Raw genomic sequence first — 13187 nt, forward strand, 5'->3', positions numbered from 1 at the left:
CTCAGCCGGGCGGGTCCTCAGCCGGGCGGGTCCTCCAGCCGCCGCTTCTGGGGGTAGGGCGACTCGCCGCGGGCGAGCGTCTCGACGAACCCCGCGATGCGGCGCGCCCGCGTCTCGGGCCGCTTCGCCTCGGCGACCCGGTAGATGACGGCGAAGCGGTTCGACCTCGTCAGGAGGTCGAACATCGCCCGGGCGCGCGGCTCGGCGTCGAGCGCCGCGAGCAGGTCCGGGGGCGGCTCTGCGTCCGCCTGCCCGACGTACGCCCGCTCCCAGCGCCCGTCGGCCTGGGCGGCACGGACGGCCGCACGCCCCGCCTCGGTCATCCGGCCCTCCGCCTCGAGCTGGGCCACGCGCCGGACGTTGCTGGCCGACCACGGGCTCCTGGGCCGCCGCGGGGTCAGGCGCTGCACGAACGTCTCGTCGTCCCGCCGTCGCGTCTGCCCGTCGATCCAGCCGAAGCACAGCGCCTCCAGCACGGCCGCCTCGTAACCGAGCGCCGTCGTCGAACCGCCCTTCTTGCCGATGACCAGCCACACGCCGTCGCTGGTCGCGTGGTGCTCCTCGAGCCAGGCGCGCCAGGCCGCGGCGTCGGGCAGCAGCAGCTCGTCCTCGGTCATCGGCCCTTCCCCTCACCGCGTCGGGGCAAGTGTGGCGGGACCGGGGCGCGCCGCCAAGGGAATTGGCCGCCTCCGCCGTCGGGCATGATGCCTGCCATGGACGACGACGCCACGCCCCTCCGCCTCGGCTTCTCCACGGGCTACTGGTCGGCCGGGCCGCCGGCCGGGGCGGCCGAGGCGGTCGCCGCCGCGGACGAGCTCGGACTGGACTCCGTCTGGACCGCCGAGGCGTACGGCTCGGACGCCTTCACCCCCCTCGCGTGGTGGGGGGCGGGCACCCGCACCGTCAGGCTCGGCACGGGGATCGCGCAGATGGCGGCGCGCACCCCGACCGCGACGGCGATGGCGGCCATGACCCTCGACCACCTCTCGGGCGGTCGGTTCGTGCTCGGGCTGGGCGCCTCCGGGCCGCAGGTGGTGGAGGGCTGGTACGGCCAGCCGTACCCGCGCCCGCTGGAGCGCACCCGCGAGTACGTCGACATCGTCCGGCAGGTGCTGCGCCGCGAGGAGCCGGTCCGGATCGACGGTGCCCACTACCAGCTGCCCCTGCGCAGCGGCACCGGCCAGGGCAAGGCGCTGCGCTCGACCGTGCACCCGCTGCGCACGGACCTGCCGATCCACCTGGCGGCGCAGGGGCCGAGGAACACCGCGCTGGCCGCCGAGATCGCCGACGGCTGGCTGCCGTTCCTCTTCTCCCCGCGCCTGTCCGCCGCCTACGCGGAGCACCTCGCGGACGGGTTCGCGCGCCGGGCACCGGAGCGGTCGCCGTCGTCGGAGTTCGAGGTCTGCGCGGCGGTGCCGGTGGCGCTCGGCCGGGACGTCGAGCAGGCCGCCGACGCGCTGCGCCCCCACTTCGCGCTCTACATCGGCGGGATGGGCTCGGGGTCGGCGAACTACCACCGCGAGGCGGTCGAGCGCCTCGGCCACGAGGCCGCGTGCGCGGAGATCGCCCGCCGGTGGGCCGACGGCGACCGGCCCGGCGCCGCGGCGGCCGTCCCCACGGAGCTGGTGCTCGACGTCGCCCTCGCGGGCAACCCGGCGCAGCTGCGCGAGCAGCTCGCGCCGTGGACGGCGAGCGTGGTGACCACGCTGATCATCCAGACGGACCCGCGGGCGTTGCCCCAGGTCGTCGCGGCGCTGCGTCCCTGACGGCGGCGGGACCATCCGCCCTGGACCGCGGGCCGCGGTCACGGCACGATCGGGTCAAGGACCTAGGGAGATGATCATGGGCGACATCCACCTCATCGAGCTCCAGGAGCAGTCCGTGGCGGGCGTGCGCCAGCGGATCCGCATGGAGGAGATCACCACCGTCTTCGACACCCGGTTCACCGAGGTGCTGCAGGCGCTGCGGTCGGCGGGGGTCGCCCCGGCCGGCGCGCCGTACGCGCGCTACCGCGGCGGGGTGGGCGAGACCGTCGACGTCGAGGTCGGCTTCCCGGTCACGCAGCCGTTCGCGGGGTCCGGCGACGTCGTGGGCGAGACGCTGCCGGCCGTGCGCGCCGTCGAGGCCGTCCACGAGGGCGGGTACGACTCGCTGAAACAGACCTACGAGGCGGTCGAGCGGTGGATGGGCGAGCGCGACCTCAGGCCGCTGGACCAGTCCTGGGAGATCTACGAGGCCGGCCCGGAGTCCGACCCGGACCCGGCCACCTGGCGCACCCGGGTGATCTTCCCGGTCACCGGACCACAGGTGGAGAGCCGCTAGCCGCCTCGGGGCACCCGGCGCCTCGCGGGCCCCCGTGCGGCGCCGCCCGCTCACACCAGGTGACGCTCGTAGGCGTAGGCGGTGGCCGCGGCCCGGGACTGGACGTCCAGCTTCGTGAAGATGTTGCTGAGGTGCCGGGCGACCGTCTTCTCGCTGAGGCGGAGCTCGTGCGCGATCGCCCGGTTGGTCCGCCCGGTGGCGACCAGCCGCAGCACCTCGACCTCGCGGGCGGTGAGCCCGCCGGCCGCACGGCCGCCCGCCGCGTACGCACCGTCCGGGTGCTCGGTGCGAGCCAGGTCGGTCCGGGCGCCGAGCCGGGCCAGCACGGCGCGGGCGGCCTCCAGGTCCAGACCGGCGGCCTCCTCGTCACCCGCCGCCCGCCTCGCCCGCGCGAGGAGCAGGCGCGTCGTCGCCTCCTCGTAGGGCGCGCGCAGGTCCCTCCAGAGTCCGACGGCGCGGCGCAGCTCGGCGGCCGCGGCGGCCGTCTCGTCCCGCGCGAGGAGCACGGCCCCGTTCGCCCGTGCCGCGAGGGCGGCCAGCCAGGGCGGGCACGCGTCGCCCGCCGCGTGCTCGCCGAGCTCCACGGCCGCCCGGTCGGCCGCGTCGACGTCGTCGGCCTCGAGGAACACCTCGACGCCGGCCGGGAGCAGCACGCACCGCGCGAGGGGGTCGGGCGCCTCCTCCAGCGCCCGGCGCAGGGCGGCGGCCGCCGTCCCGGCGTCCCCCTCGGCCAGGCGGAGGAGCGCCAGGCCGGGCTGGGGGTCGTGCCCGTGCTCGTGCGCCCGGCGGTAGGACCGCTCCGCGGCCTCCAGGTCTCCGCCCAGCCGCTGCAGCTCCGCGAGCTGGCAGAACGCCGTGCCGAGGGCCGGCTGCTCCTCGGGATCGAGGAGCCGCTGCACGGCACGCTCCGCCTCGGCGCGCGCTGCCGGCCAGTCGCCCTGGTGCTGCAGCACCTGGGAGCGGTGCACGAGGCACTCTCCCCGGAAGGGCACCAGGTCGGGCTGCCGGTCGCACCAGCGGCCCAGGGCCGCGGTCCACTCCTCGGCCCGCCGCAGGTCGAACCGCAGGTGGCAGACGCCGATCACCGTGCAGTAGGTGACGCCCGTCGGGATGTCCGAGACCTGTCCCTCCGTCACCGCGAGCATCACCTCGTCGAGCGCGGCCACCCCCTCGGCCGTCCGCCCGAGCCGGATTAGCGCCTGGCCGCGACCCGTCAGACCGAGTGCCGCCAGGTCGGCGTCGCGCTCCCGCTCCCCGATCGCGTGGGCCGCGGTGGACCCCTCCAGCGCCTCCCGGGCTCGCCCGGCGTACAGCGCGTCGAGCGCGCCGGCGACCCGCAGGTAGCCCGCCACGACGCCGTCGCCGGACTCGGGCACGAGCCGCTGCACCCGCCCGAACCAGCCGCCCCCCTCGGCGTGGTGGCCGCGGTAGACGAGGTTCATCCCCACCCAGAACGCGCACCTCCCCGCGTCGTCCGGCAGGCCGGCGTCCCGGAACGCCCGGTAGGCGTCGCCCAGGTACCGGCAGCCCTCGTCGTCGGCGCCGAGCATCCAGGCGGCGATCCCGAGGTCGCGCAGGCCCCGGGCGCTCAGGACGCCCTCGCCGTCGGCGGCCGAGAGATCGTTGTAGGCCGCGGACCAGTCCTGGCGCAGGACGGCGGCGCTTCCCCGGTCGGCGAGCTGCTCGACGCTCATCGCTGCTCCTCGCGGCGGCCCGTGCGTCCGGGCGCCGAAATGGTTGCCCTCCAGGTTACGCCGGTCTTCCGGCGAGCCACCGGTCCAGGGCCGCGACGGTCAGGCGGATCACCTCGTCGAGCGTCCCGGGCTCCTCGAACAGGTGCGTGGCCCCGGGGACGACGGCGATCTCCACCGGCCCCCCGAGCGCGGCGGCCGCCTGCCGGTTGAGCTCGAGCACCTGGCGGTCCTCACCTCCCACCACGAGGAGCACGGGCACCCGGACGCGGCCGAGCGCGCCGCCGGCCAGGTCCGGCCGGCCGCCCCGGGAGACCACGCCGACGACGGCGGGGCGCTCCGCCGCCGCGATCAGCGCCGCTGCCGCGCCGGTGCTCGCCCCGAAGGTGACGACGGGCAGGTCCGTGCCGTGCCGGGCCGTCCACCAGTCCACCGCCGCGGCCAGGCGGGTCGCCAGCAGGCCGATGTCGAACCGGAGCTCCCGGGTGCGCAGGTCGACCTGCTCCTCGTCCTGGGTGAGCAGGTCCATGAGCAGCGTCGCGTGACCGGCGCGGCGGAGCGCCTCCGCGACGTAGCGGTTGCGGGGGCTGTGCCGCCCGCTGCCCGAGCCGTGCGCGAAGATCACGACGGATCGGGCGTGGGCGGGGACGACGAGGTCCGCGTCGAGCTCGGCCGCCCCCACCGGGATGCGGACCGCCTCCTCGCGGGCGCCTCCGTCGCCGGGGCGGCGCGCACCCTCGCCGTCCGCGGGGCGGCGCGCTCCGTCGCCGTCCGCGGACTGCCCGGCACCGCCGTCGTCCACGGCGCGGCCGGCGGCCAGCGCGTCGCGTACCTCGGCGTCGGAGGTCTGGGAGAAGTCGTAGTAACCCTGGCCGACCCCGTAGAACGGCTCGGGTGCCCAGGCGCACACCACCTCGTCCGCCTCGCGGGCGACCACCGCGCAGCTGGACGCCGACCCGACCGGCACGGCGACCACAAGGCGCGCGGGCTCCTCGCGGCGGAGCGCAGCGATGGCGGCGCGCACCGACGAGCCGGTGGCGAGCCCGTCGTCGACCACCAGCGCGATCTTGCCGCGCACCGGCAGCCGCGGGCGGTCGCCGCGGTAGAGCTTCTCGCGGCGGCGGAGCTCGGCCGTCTCGGCGTCGAGGACACGCCGGAAGGCCTCCTCGCCGACGCGGGTGTGCGCGAGCACGGTCTCGTTGCGCACCACCACGAGCGAATCCCCGACCCCGGTGATCGCCCCCATCGCGAGCTCGGGCTGCCCCGGCACGCCGAGCTTGCGCACCACGACCACGTCGAGCGGCGCACCGAGCGCCCGGGCGACGATCGCGGCCACGGGGACGCCGCCGCGGGGCAGGCCGAGCACGACGACGTCGTCCCGCCCGGCGTACTCCCTCAGCTCGTCGGCGAGCACCCATCCCGCCTCGCGGCGGTCCGCGTACGGCTCTCGGGTCATTGGCCCCGTCCCCTTCCCCGGGTGACTAGCCCGCCGGTTCCTGGTACAGCCCGAAGGGTGAGCCCTGGTCGTCCCGGCACAGCACGAAGCGGCCGTAGGTGGCCTGCACCTCCTCGTCGCCCTCGACGTCGGTGCCGTCCACCGACCCGCCCAGCAGGCGGACCCTGGCGACGGCGTCGTCGATGTCGTCCACCCGGAAGAACAGGTAGGGCGAGGCGCCCGCGTCGCCGCCGTGGATGCCGCCCGGCACGTTCGGCGTGGTGATCATGCCGCCGTCACCACCGGAGGGGCCGGGCGAGAAGCTCCAGCCGAACAGCGACTCGTAGAACTTCCGGCCGCGGGCGGCGTCCCCGACGCCGAGCTCGAAGAAGGCCAGCTCACCGGACATCGTCGTCCCTCCCGTCGTTCGGACCACGCTACGGAGGTCCGCCTGGCCCGGCAAGGGCTCCGAGCGACGGCGCACCCACGGGCCGGGGCCGGCCGGGAACGTCGGAACATACCCATATCGGGCGTGGGCGGTCCCGGGTACGGTGGGAGCGGCGACGGGGCCAGGCCACGAACCGGGGACGACAGCTCCCGCCCCGACGCCGAGCCCGAACCGGCGTGCGGGGCGATCCCCCGGCACGTGATGCGAAGGAGCGTCCAGGGATGGAACTGCAGGGTTGTGCCGCCGTCGTGACCGGCGGCGCCTCAGGGATGGGGGCCGCCACCGTCGCGGCCCTGGCGGACGGCGGGGCCGCCGTCTTCGCCGTCGACCTGCCCGCCGCGCTCGAGCGGGCCACGCTGCGCGACGGCGTCGAGTACCTGACGGCCGACGTGACCGACCTCGAGGAGCTGGGCTCCGCCGTCGCCACGGCCGCGGACGGTCCGGCGCCGCTGCGGATCGCGGTGAGCTGCGCCGGGATCGCCCCGGCCGCACGGCTGCTCGGGAAGCAGGGGGTTCACGACCCGGCGCTCTTCGCCAGGGTCGTCGGCGTCAACCTCGTGGGGACGTTCCACCTGCTCGCCCTCGCGGCGGAGCGGATCGCCGCCACGGAGCCCGACGGCGCGGGGCAGCGCGGCGTCATCGTCAACACCGCGTCGGTGGCGGCGTTCGAGGGGCAGGTGGGCCAGGTGGCGTACGCGGCCTCCAAGGGCGGTGTCGTCGGCCTCACCCTGCCCGCGGCGCGCGACCTCGCCCAGCACGGCATCCGCGTCTGCACCATCGCACCGGGCCTCGTGGACACCCCGATGATGGGGCAGATCGACGAGGAGTTCCGCGCCCGGCTGGCCGCCGGCGTGCCTTTCCCGCAGCGGCTCGCGCGGCCCGAGGAGTACGCGAAGCTCGTGCTCGCGATCGTCGACCACGACTACCTCAACGGCGAGACCGTCCGCATGGACGGCGCCCTGCGCATGGCGCCGCGCTGAGGGGGCCGGGATGACCGACACCCTGCCCCGCGCCGCGTCCGCCGCCGGGCCCGCCGCCGGGCCCGCCGACCCTGCCGTCCCCACGCCGCCCGCGCGGCCGACCTCCGCCTTCACGGACCTCGACCTGCTCGGCGTCGCCGAGCTGCTGCCGGCCGCCGAGCGCGCCCGGCTGGGCGTCCTGCACGACCTGCTGCAGGCGCAGGTGCGGCGGCCGTCGATCGCCTACTGGAACCGCGAGGAGTTCGCCGCCGACCTGCTGCCCGTCCTGGCCGGGGCGGGCCTCGGCGGCCTGCAGCTCGAGCCCGTGAGCGCGCTGTTCCGCGGCCTCGCCCACGCCGAGGTCGCGCGCGCCGACCTCTCGCTGTCCACCGTGATCGGCGTGCACAACGAGCTGGTCGTCGGCCTCGTCGACGCGCTCGGCTCGCCGGAGCAGCGCCGCGAGCTCCTGCCGCGCCTCGCCACCATGGAGCTGCTCGGCGCCTTCGCGCTCACCGAGCCGGAGCACGGCTCCGACGTCGCCGGCGGCCTGGCCACGACCGCGCGACGCGACGGCTCGCACTGGGTGCTCGACGGCGCCAAGCGCTGGATCGGGCTCGCCACCGTCGCCGACTTCGCCGTGGTGTGGGCGCGCGACGTCGCCGACGCCCAGGTCAGGGCGTTCCTCGTCGAGACCGGCCGCCCGGGCTTCCGCGCGGAGCTGATCCGCAACAAGATCGGCCTGCGGATCATGCCCAACGCCGACGTGACCCTCGACGGCGTGCGTTTGCCCGAGCGCAACCGGCTGCCCGGGGCGGTGGGGTTCGCCGCCGTCAACACCGTCCTGCGACACTCCCGCGCCTGGGTGGGTTGGCAGGCGGTCGGGCTTCAGCTCGCCGCCCTCGACGTCGCCCGCGCCTACGCGCTGGACCGGCGGCAGTTCGACCGGCCGCTCGCCGGGTTCCAGCTGGTGCAGCACTCGCTCGCCCGGATGGCCGGCAACACCGCGTCGTCCCTGGGCCTGATGGTGCAGGTGGCGCGGCTGCAGGACGCCGGGTCGCTGGAGATGGCGCACGCCGCGCTGGTCAAGGCCACGTGCACCGCGCACGCCCGCGAGACGGTGGCGCTGGGGCGCAGCCTGCTCGGCGGGAACGGCATGACCACCGACTACGAGATGGCCAAGCTGTTCGGCGACGCCGAGGCCATGTTCACCTACGAGGGCACCCAGGAGGTCAACCAGCTCATCGTCGGGCGGGAGCTGACGGGGGTATCGGCGTTCGTCTGACGATCAGCGTCCGGCTGCCCGCGCTGGCCGAGCCCGGCTGCGCCCCTGGGGTCTCCACGGTGCTCACCACGGTGACGTGGCTGGGCCCGGCGGGGGTGGAGCTGAACCCGAACCGAGCCGGCGGGTCGACCGGGCGCAAGTCGCCGAGGTCGGCGCCGTCCCAGCGGAGCCGGGCGGCGTCGACCCGCCGGAGGTCGCGGGCGGCGTACCACTCCCGCCGCCCGCCACCGGCGGTCCCGAGGGTGCGGACGCCGGGCAGCACGACGCCGGCGACCCGGTCCGTCAGCCGTGCCCAGTCGGGGCTCTCCGCCAGCGGGGCGGGCACCGCCCGGAGCAGGTGGCCGAGCCCGGTACGCCGGCCGACGACGAACCACGCGTCCAGCGGCCCGGCCCGGACGGCGTAGCGGTCGCCGTCGACGGAGACGCTCACCGGTGCGGTGAGGACCTCGTCGAAGACGTAGGTGGAGGCGACGAACTCCGCCACACGGTCGTCCGGGGCGAGCAGGACGCGGTGGCCGTCCGCGCGCTCGACCATCACGTCGGCGAAGGAACCGAACGGCGAGACCGGCCAGTGCCCGACGACGGCCCGCGTGCCCTCGCGCGTGCCGAGGCCGGTGATGCTGCCGGCGAAGCGCCAGCGCGTCCCGCGGTGACGGGTCCGTCCGGTGCGCATCCGCCCACGGTAACGATCGCCCCGTACGAGCGCCCGGCGCACCATGGGGCCATGAGGCCGAGGGTCGTGACGCACAACGTCGTCTCGGTCGACGGCCGCCTGACGATCGCCCCCGGCGTGAGCCTGCTCGCCGGAGACGACCGCTGGGCCGCGATCACCGCCGGCCTCGGGGACCCGTACGCCTGGGTGCGACAGACCCACGACCCCGAGGTGATCCTCGAGGGCAGCGGCTCCTTTCTCCCGCACGCGGGCGAGGGCGTTCAGCCGGGGCACGTGGAGGCGCCGAGCGGCGGCGAGCGCGCCGGCGACGCGGACCAGGTCTCCCTTCCCGACGGCGACGCGGACCGGGTCTTTCTCCCCGACGCGGTGGTGAGCTCATCGGGGCGGCGCTGGTTCACCGTCGTCGACGGACGCGGCCGGGTGAACCTCGAGTATGCCGAGCCGCCCGATCCGGGCTGGGCGGGCTGGCACGCCCTCGTGCTGACCAGCGGCGCGGCCCCGGCCGCGCATCTGGCGCAGTTGCGTGCCCGGACCATCCCCTACCTCGTCGTGGGCGCACGTCGGGTGGACCTCGCCCGGGCGCTGGACGAGCTCGCCCGCCTCCTGGGCGTCGCGACCGTCATCTGCACGGGTGGCGGCCGCCTCGGCGGCGCCCTCCTGCGTGCCGGACTGGTCGACGAGATCGATCTGGAGGTGCTGCCCGCCGCGATCGGCGGCCGGGGCACGCCGGCGCTCTTCGACGCCCCGCCGCTCGGTCGCAACGAGTGGCCGGTCCGGCTGGAGCTGCGCTCGGTGGAACGGGCCGGCGGAGGACGGCTCCGGCTGCGCTACGACGTCCTCGGCCCGGCCGGTCCGTGAACCGGTGCGCCGCCCGGCGCGCACCGGGGACGGGCCCGGCCGGCACGTCACTCCACCGTGAACGTCCGCGTGTCCGTCATGGGCGTCCCGCCCTCGCCGCCGGACGGGTCGTCCTCGGAGATCTCGACGACGTAGGTCCCCGGCTCGAGCTCGACCTCGAAGGAGAACGGCGCGAACTCCTGCCCCGCGGTGGTCATCGTGAAGCCGTCGGTCACCTCGGTGCCGTCGGGCCGCAGGACCCGCCACGGCACGTTGGCCTCGAACGCGTTCGCCTCACCGCTGACTGTCACTGGTGACGTGACCTCGGCACCCTCGACCGGTCGGTCGATCTGGACCAGGACGCGCACGTCCACCGGGTTCTCGGGCGCCACGGGCTCGTCCCAGGTCAGGACGCCCCAGAGCTCGCCGGCCGGCTCGCCGTCGATGAGCAGCTGGACGGACGCGTCCTCCCCCGCCGCCTCGACGACCGTGTGCACGAGCTGCTGGACCATCAGCGCCGCGGCCTCCGAGCCGGCATTCGCGGTGCGCGCGTCCTCGGAGAGGTCGACGGTGATCGTGCCCGGTCCCTGCTCGACCGAGAGGACCTCGGTGTCGGAGTTCCAGGTCGTGGCGTAGTCGGGGTCGGTGGGACCCTCGATCATCGCCTCGACGGCGCCGACGAGCGGGTCACCGGTGACCTCCCGCAGCTCGCGCGCGAGCCGGAACCCGGCCCGTGTGTCGACGAGGTAGTACACCGCCACCTCGGAGGGGGTCGGCGCCTCCGAGGTCGCCGTCGGCGCGGGAGTCGCCGTCGGGGCGGCGGTCGGCGCCGGCTCGGTGGTGGGCGGCGCCGTCGTCCCCGGGTCCGGGGCCGGCGTGGGGCCGTCCCCGCACCCCGTCACCAGGACGAGCGCGGCGACGGCGGAGACGGACGAGGTCCGCCAGCCAGAGCCAGGCCGGTGGGGGTGGCCGGGCCCGGGCAGGGCCCGCGTTGGCAGCAGTGTCATGACCGCCTCCTCCGAGCGTGCGGCGCACCGTCGCGCCGCCTGCCTGAGTGTCTCACCGGTGCCGTCGCCCCGGGGTCTCGATCGGATCACAGCACGGCTCGTGCTCCGCCGTCGGGCCCGGCGGGGCCCTCGCCGCGCGGGCGGGCCACGTACGTGATAGACCACTGCATCGCCCCGTGCAGCGAGGAGGCTGACCATGGCCGACGAGACGATCGGCGTCCGCGAGGAGTTCAACACCGGCAGGGTGGTGCTGCTGGCCGCCGTCGCAGCCCTGGGCGGGTTCCTCTTCGGCTTCGACACCGCGGTCATCAACGGCACGGTCGTCGCGGTCCGCGAGCAGTTCGGGATGGGCGCGGGGCTGACCGGCTTCGTCGTCTCCTCCGCCCTGCTCGGGTGCATCGTCGGCGCCTACCTCGCCGGCCGGCTGGCCGACCGGTGGGGACGCATCCGCGTCATGGTCCTCGCTGCCGTCCTCTTCAGCATCAGCGCGCTCGGGTCCGGGATCGCCTTCGGACCCTGGGACCTCCTCGTCTGGCGGCTCGTCGGCGGTCTCGGCGTCGGCGCCGCCTCGGTCATCGCGCCCGCGTACATCGCGGAGATCTCGCCGGCGGCGGTCCGGGGCCGCCTCGGGTCGCTCCAGCAGCTGGCGATCGTCACCGGCATCTTCGTCGCCCTGCTCTCCGACGCGTTCCTCGCGGGGGTCGCCGGCGGCGCCGCCGAGGAGCTGTGGCTCGGCCGGGAGGCGTGGCGGTGGATGTTCTGGGCCGAGCTGGTGCCGGCGGTCGCCTACGGGGTGCTCTCCCTGCAGATCCCGGAGTCGCCCCGCTACCTCGTGGCCCAGGGCGAGCACGAGAAGGCGCACGCCGTGCTGAGCCAGGTGCTCACCACCGGCGTCCGCGAGCGCATCGCCGAGATCCGCCGGACCCTCCAGGAGGAGCGCCGGACCTCCTTCGCCGACCTGCGCAAACCCGGCGGGGGGCTGCTGCCCATCGTCTGGATCGGCATCGCGCTGTCCGTGTTCCAGCAGTTCGTGGGCATCAACGTGATCTTCTACTACTCCTCCACCCTGTGGCAGTCGGTGGGGTTCACGGAGGCGGACGCGCTCACCCAGACGGTCATCACGTCGGTGACGAACATCGTCGTGACGGTGGTCGCCATCTCCCTCATCGACCGGATCGGGCGCCGCAAGCTGCTGCTCATCGGGTCCGCGGGCATGTTCGTCACGCTGGGCGTGCTCGCGTTCGTGTTCAGCACGGCCGAGCTCGTCGAGAACGCCGAGGGAGTGCTCGAGCCGATGCTCGGCGACACCCAGGGCGTGATAGCCCTGATCGCCGCCAACGGCTTCGTCGTCTTCTTCGGGATGTCGTGGGGCCCGGCGGTGTGGGTGCTGCTGGGCGAGATGTTCAACAACCGCATCCGGGGCACGGCGCTGGGCCTGGCCGCGGCCGCGCAGTGGCTCGCGAACTTCGCGATCTCCACCTCGTTCCCCAAGATGGCCGAGATCGGGCTGTCGTTCGCGTACGGCTTCTACACGGCCTGCGCGCTGCTCTCCTTCTTCTTCGTCCTCAGGTTTGTGCCCGAGACGAAGGGCCGCCAGCTGGAGGACATGTAGGCAGCCCTGCGTCGCCGCGCCACGCCCTGCCAGCTCTCCCGGGGCTGTCGCGGCGGCCTGGTCGGGCCCCGGGGGTCACTCAGTGCCCCGGGGACCAGTCGCGCTGACGGAGCCGCTCGAACCCGTCGAGCATGAGGTCGAGGGTGAACTCGAACTCGAACTGGTCGTCGCAGCCCTGGCCGACCACGGAGTCGTCGTCGTGGGCCCGCGCGCCGGCGATCTCGACGATGTGCGGCCAGCGCGCGGCGACCTGGCGGAACATGGCCTCTCGCTGCTCGGGGTCGTCCGGCGGGGGCGGGCTGGGGAACACCTCCTGGGTGAAGCCCCACATGCGGCTGCCGAGGGCGTGCATCACGTGGTGGGTCAGCACGGCCGAGAAGCCGCCCGCGCGGAACGTCGCGACGAGCGCGTCCATGTGGTCCAGCACCACGGGCGACGCCCCGGTGCGCGACTCGATGACCGGGCGCGCCCACGGGTGCCGCAGCAGCGCCCGCCGCGCGGAGAGGATCCGCTCGCGGACGGCGGTGCGCCAGTCGGCCTCCTCGGGGGGCGGCTCGATCTCGCCGAGGACGACGTCGACCATGCCGTCGAGGAGCTCCTCCTTGTTCGCGACGTGCTTGTACAGGGCCATCGGGACGACGCCCAGCCGCTCGGCGAGGCGACGCATGCTCAGCGCCTCGATGCCGTCCGCGTCCGCGAGCGCGACGGCCGCCCGGAGCACCCGTTCCCGGCTGAGGGGAGCGCGGCGCGGCGTCGCGACCTGAGACATCTCGCCCTCCGCCCTCACCCGGTTGGCCGCCGAGTTTACCCCTTGACGGGTGTACCGCGTACACCTACATTCCGGGTGTACGCAGTACACCTCGGCAGCGCCCCGGACCACCGCCCCGCAGCGCCACTCCCTCCCACCCACCACCAAGGACA

13 protein-coding genes are annotated in these 13187 nt (G+C 75.3%); 6 read left to right on the forward strand and 7 right to left on the reverse strand.

Annotation, left to right across the window (positions count from 1 at the left end; all coding sequences use genetic code 11):
• Positions 1–17: 17 nt before the first annotated feature.
• Positions 18–617, reverse strand: coding sequence for a YdeI family protein (locus KZX45_RS07035; protein ID WP_248257012.1), 600 nt, complete (start codon positions 615–617; stop codon positions 18–20).
• A 96-nt stretch (positions 618–713) separates the two neighbouring features.
• Between KZX45_RS07035 and KZX45_RS07040 the strand changes: the two genes are divergently transcribed.
• Positions 714–1766, forward strand: a complete 1053-nt coding sequence (locus tag KZX45_RS07040) for an LLM class F420-dependent oxidoreductase (protein WP_248257013.1) — start codon at positions 714–716, stop codon at positions 1764–1766.
• 76 nt (positions 1767–1842) lie between these two features.
• The gene (locus tag KZX45_RS07045; RefSeq protein ID WP_248257014.1) at positions 1843–2322 is read left to right on the forward strand and encodes a GyrI-like domain-containing protein; all 480 of its coding nucleotides are present in this window, start codon (positions 1843–1845) and stop codon (positions 2320–2322) included.
• Between the two features lie 50 nt (positions 2323–2372).
• On the opposite strand, the gene KZX45_RS07050 is transcribed toward KZX45_RS07045, so the two are convergent.
• The 3 genes from KZX45_RS07050 to KZX45_RS07060 are packed head-to-tail and all read right to left on the reverse strand — an operon-like array spanning position 2373 to position 5857.
• Complete coding sequence (locus KZX45_RS07050; protein ID WP_248257015.1) at positions 2373–4016, reverse strand: helix-turn-helix transcriptional regulator; 1644 nt, start codon at positions 4014–4016, stop codon at positions 2373–2375.
• A gap of 55 nt (positions 4017–4071) precedes the next feature.
• Positions 4072–5469, reverse strand: coding sequence for a phosphoribosyltransferase (locus KZX45_RS07055; RefSeq protein WP_248257016.1), 1398 nt, complete (start codon positions 5467–5469; stop codon positions 4072–4074).
• A gap of 25 nt (positions 5470–5494) precedes the next feature.
• Positions 5495–5857: a VOC family protein gene (locus tag KZX45_RS07060; protein ID WP_248257017.1), complete on the reverse strand. Its 363-nt coding sequence runs from the start codon at positions 5855–5857 to the stop codon at positions 5495–5497.
• Between the two features lie 260 nt (positions 5858–6117).
• Here KZX45_RS07060 and KZX45_RS07065 point away from each other — a divergent pair, with 260 nt between their 5' ends.
• Positions 6118–6876, forward strand: a complete 759-nt coding sequence (locus KZX45_RS07065; RefSeq protein WP_248257018.1) for an SDR family NAD(P)-dependent oxidoreductase — start codon at positions 6118–6120, stop codon at positions 6874–6876.
• Between the two features lie 10 nt (positions 6877–6886).
• Positions 6887–8137: an acyl-CoA dehydrogenase family protein gene (locus tag KZX45_RS07070; RefSeq protein ID WP_248257019.1), complete on the forward strand. Its 1251-nt coding sequence runs from the start codon at positions 6887–6889 to the stop codon at positions 8135–8137.
• Here the strand turns inward: KZX45_RS07070 and KZX45_RS07075 are convergent.
• Positions 8094–8810, reverse strand: coding sequence for a hypothetical protein (locus tag KZX45_RS07075; protein WP_248257020.1), 717 nt, complete (start codon positions 8808–8810; stop codon positions 8094–8096). The two genes, KZX45_RS07070 and KZX45_RS07075, sit on opposite strands and share 44 nt — an antisense overlap.
• Before the next feature lie 51 nt (positions 8811–8861).
• Between KZX45_RS07075 and KZX45_RS07080 the strand changes: the two genes are divergently transcribed.
• The gene (locus KZX45_RS07080; protein ID WP_248257021.1) at positions 8862–9668 is read left to right on the forward strand and encodes a dihydrofolate reductase family protein; all 807 of its coding nucleotides are present in this window, start codon (positions 8862–8864) and stop codon (positions 9666–9668) included.
• Between the two features lie 47 nt (positions 9669–9715).
• On the opposite strand, the gene KZX45_RS07085 is transcribed toward KZX45_RS07080, so the two are convergent.
• On the reverse strand, positions 9716–10654 hold the full coding sequence (locus tag KZX45_RS07085) for a Gmad2 immunoglobulin-like domain-containing protein (protein WP_248257022.1): 939 nt from the start codon (positions 10652–10654) through the stop codon (positions 9716–9718).
• Positions 10655–10850: 196 nt separating this feature from the next.
• On the opposite strand from KZX45_RS07085, the gene KZX45_RS07090 reads away from it, so the two are divergent.
• Positions 10851–12266, forward strand: coding sequence for a sugar porter family MFS transporter (locus KZX45_RS07090; RefSeq protein WP_248257023.1), 1416 nt, complete (start codon positions 10851–10853; stop codon positions 12264–12266).
• A gap of 79 nt (positions 12267–12345) precedes the next feature.
• Here the strand turns inward: KZX45_RS07090 and KZX45_RS07095 are convergent, their stop codons facing one another.
• A complete protein-coding gene (locus KZX45_RS07095) occupies positions 12346–13035 on the reverse strand; it encodes a TetR/AcrR family transcriptional regulator (protein ID WP_248257024.1) in 690 nt (229 codons plus the stop codon).
• Positions 13036–13187 lie beyond the last annotated feature (152 nt).

Source organism: Georgenia sp. EYE_87 (genome assembly GCF_023148685.1).
Taxonomy (GTDB): Bacteria; Actinomycetota; Actinomycetes; order Actinomycetales; family Actinomycetaceae; genus Georgenia.

Coding starts and splice junctions, on each gene's coding strand:
- KZX45_RS07090 (WP_248257023.1), top strand. CDS start 10,851: ATGGCCGACGAGACGATCGGCGTCCGCGAGGAGTTCAACACCGGCAGG.
- KZX45_RS07065 (WP_248257018.1), top strand. CDS start 6,118: ATGGAACTGCAGGGTTGTGCCGCCGTCGTGACCGGCGGCGCCTCAGGG.
- KZX45_RS07070 (WP_248257019.1), top strand. CDS start 6,887: ATGACCGACACCCTGCCCCGCGCCGCGTCCGCCGCCGGGCCCGCCGCC.
- KZX45_RS07080 (WP_248257021.1), top strand. CDS start 8,862: ATGAGGCCGAGGGTCGTGACGCACAACGTCGTCTCGGTCGACGGCCGC.
- KZX45_RS07050 (WP_248257015.1), bottom strand. CDS start 4,016: ATGAGCGTCGAGCAGCTCGCCGACCGGGGAAGCGCCGCCGTCCTGCGC.
- KZX45_RS07060 (WP_248257017.1), bottom strand. CDS start 5,857: ATGTCCGGTGAGCTGGCCTTCTTCGAGCTCGGCGTCGGGGACGCCGCC.
- KZX45_RS07095 (WP_248257024.1), bottom strand. CDS start 13,035: ATGTCTCAGGTCGCGACGCCGCGCCGCGCTCCCCTCAGCCGGGAACGG.
- KZX45_RS07045 (WP_248257014.1), top strand. CDS start 1,843: ATGGGCGACATCCACCTCATCGAGCTCCAGGAGCAGTCCGTGGCGGGC.
- KZX45_RS07075 (WP_248257020.1), bottom strand. CDS start 8,810: ATGCGCACCGGACGGACCCGTCACCGCGGGACGCGCTGGCGCTTCGCC.
- KZX45_RS07035 (WP_248257012.1), bottom strand. CDS start 617: ATGACCGAGGACGAGCTGCTGCTGCCCGACGCCGCGGCCTGGCGCGCC.
- KZX45_RS07040 (WP_248257013.1), top strand. CDS start 714: ATGGACGACGACGCCACGCCCCTCCGCCTCGGCTTCTCCACGGGCTAC.
- KZX45_RS07085 (WP_248257022.1), bottom strand. CDS start 10,654: ATGACACTGCTGCCAACGCGGGCCCTGCCCGGGCCCGGCCACCCCCAC.
- KZX45_RS07055 (WP_248257016.1), bottom strand. CDS start 5,469: ATGACCCGAGAGCCGTACGCGGACCGCCGCGAGGCGGGATGGGTGCTC.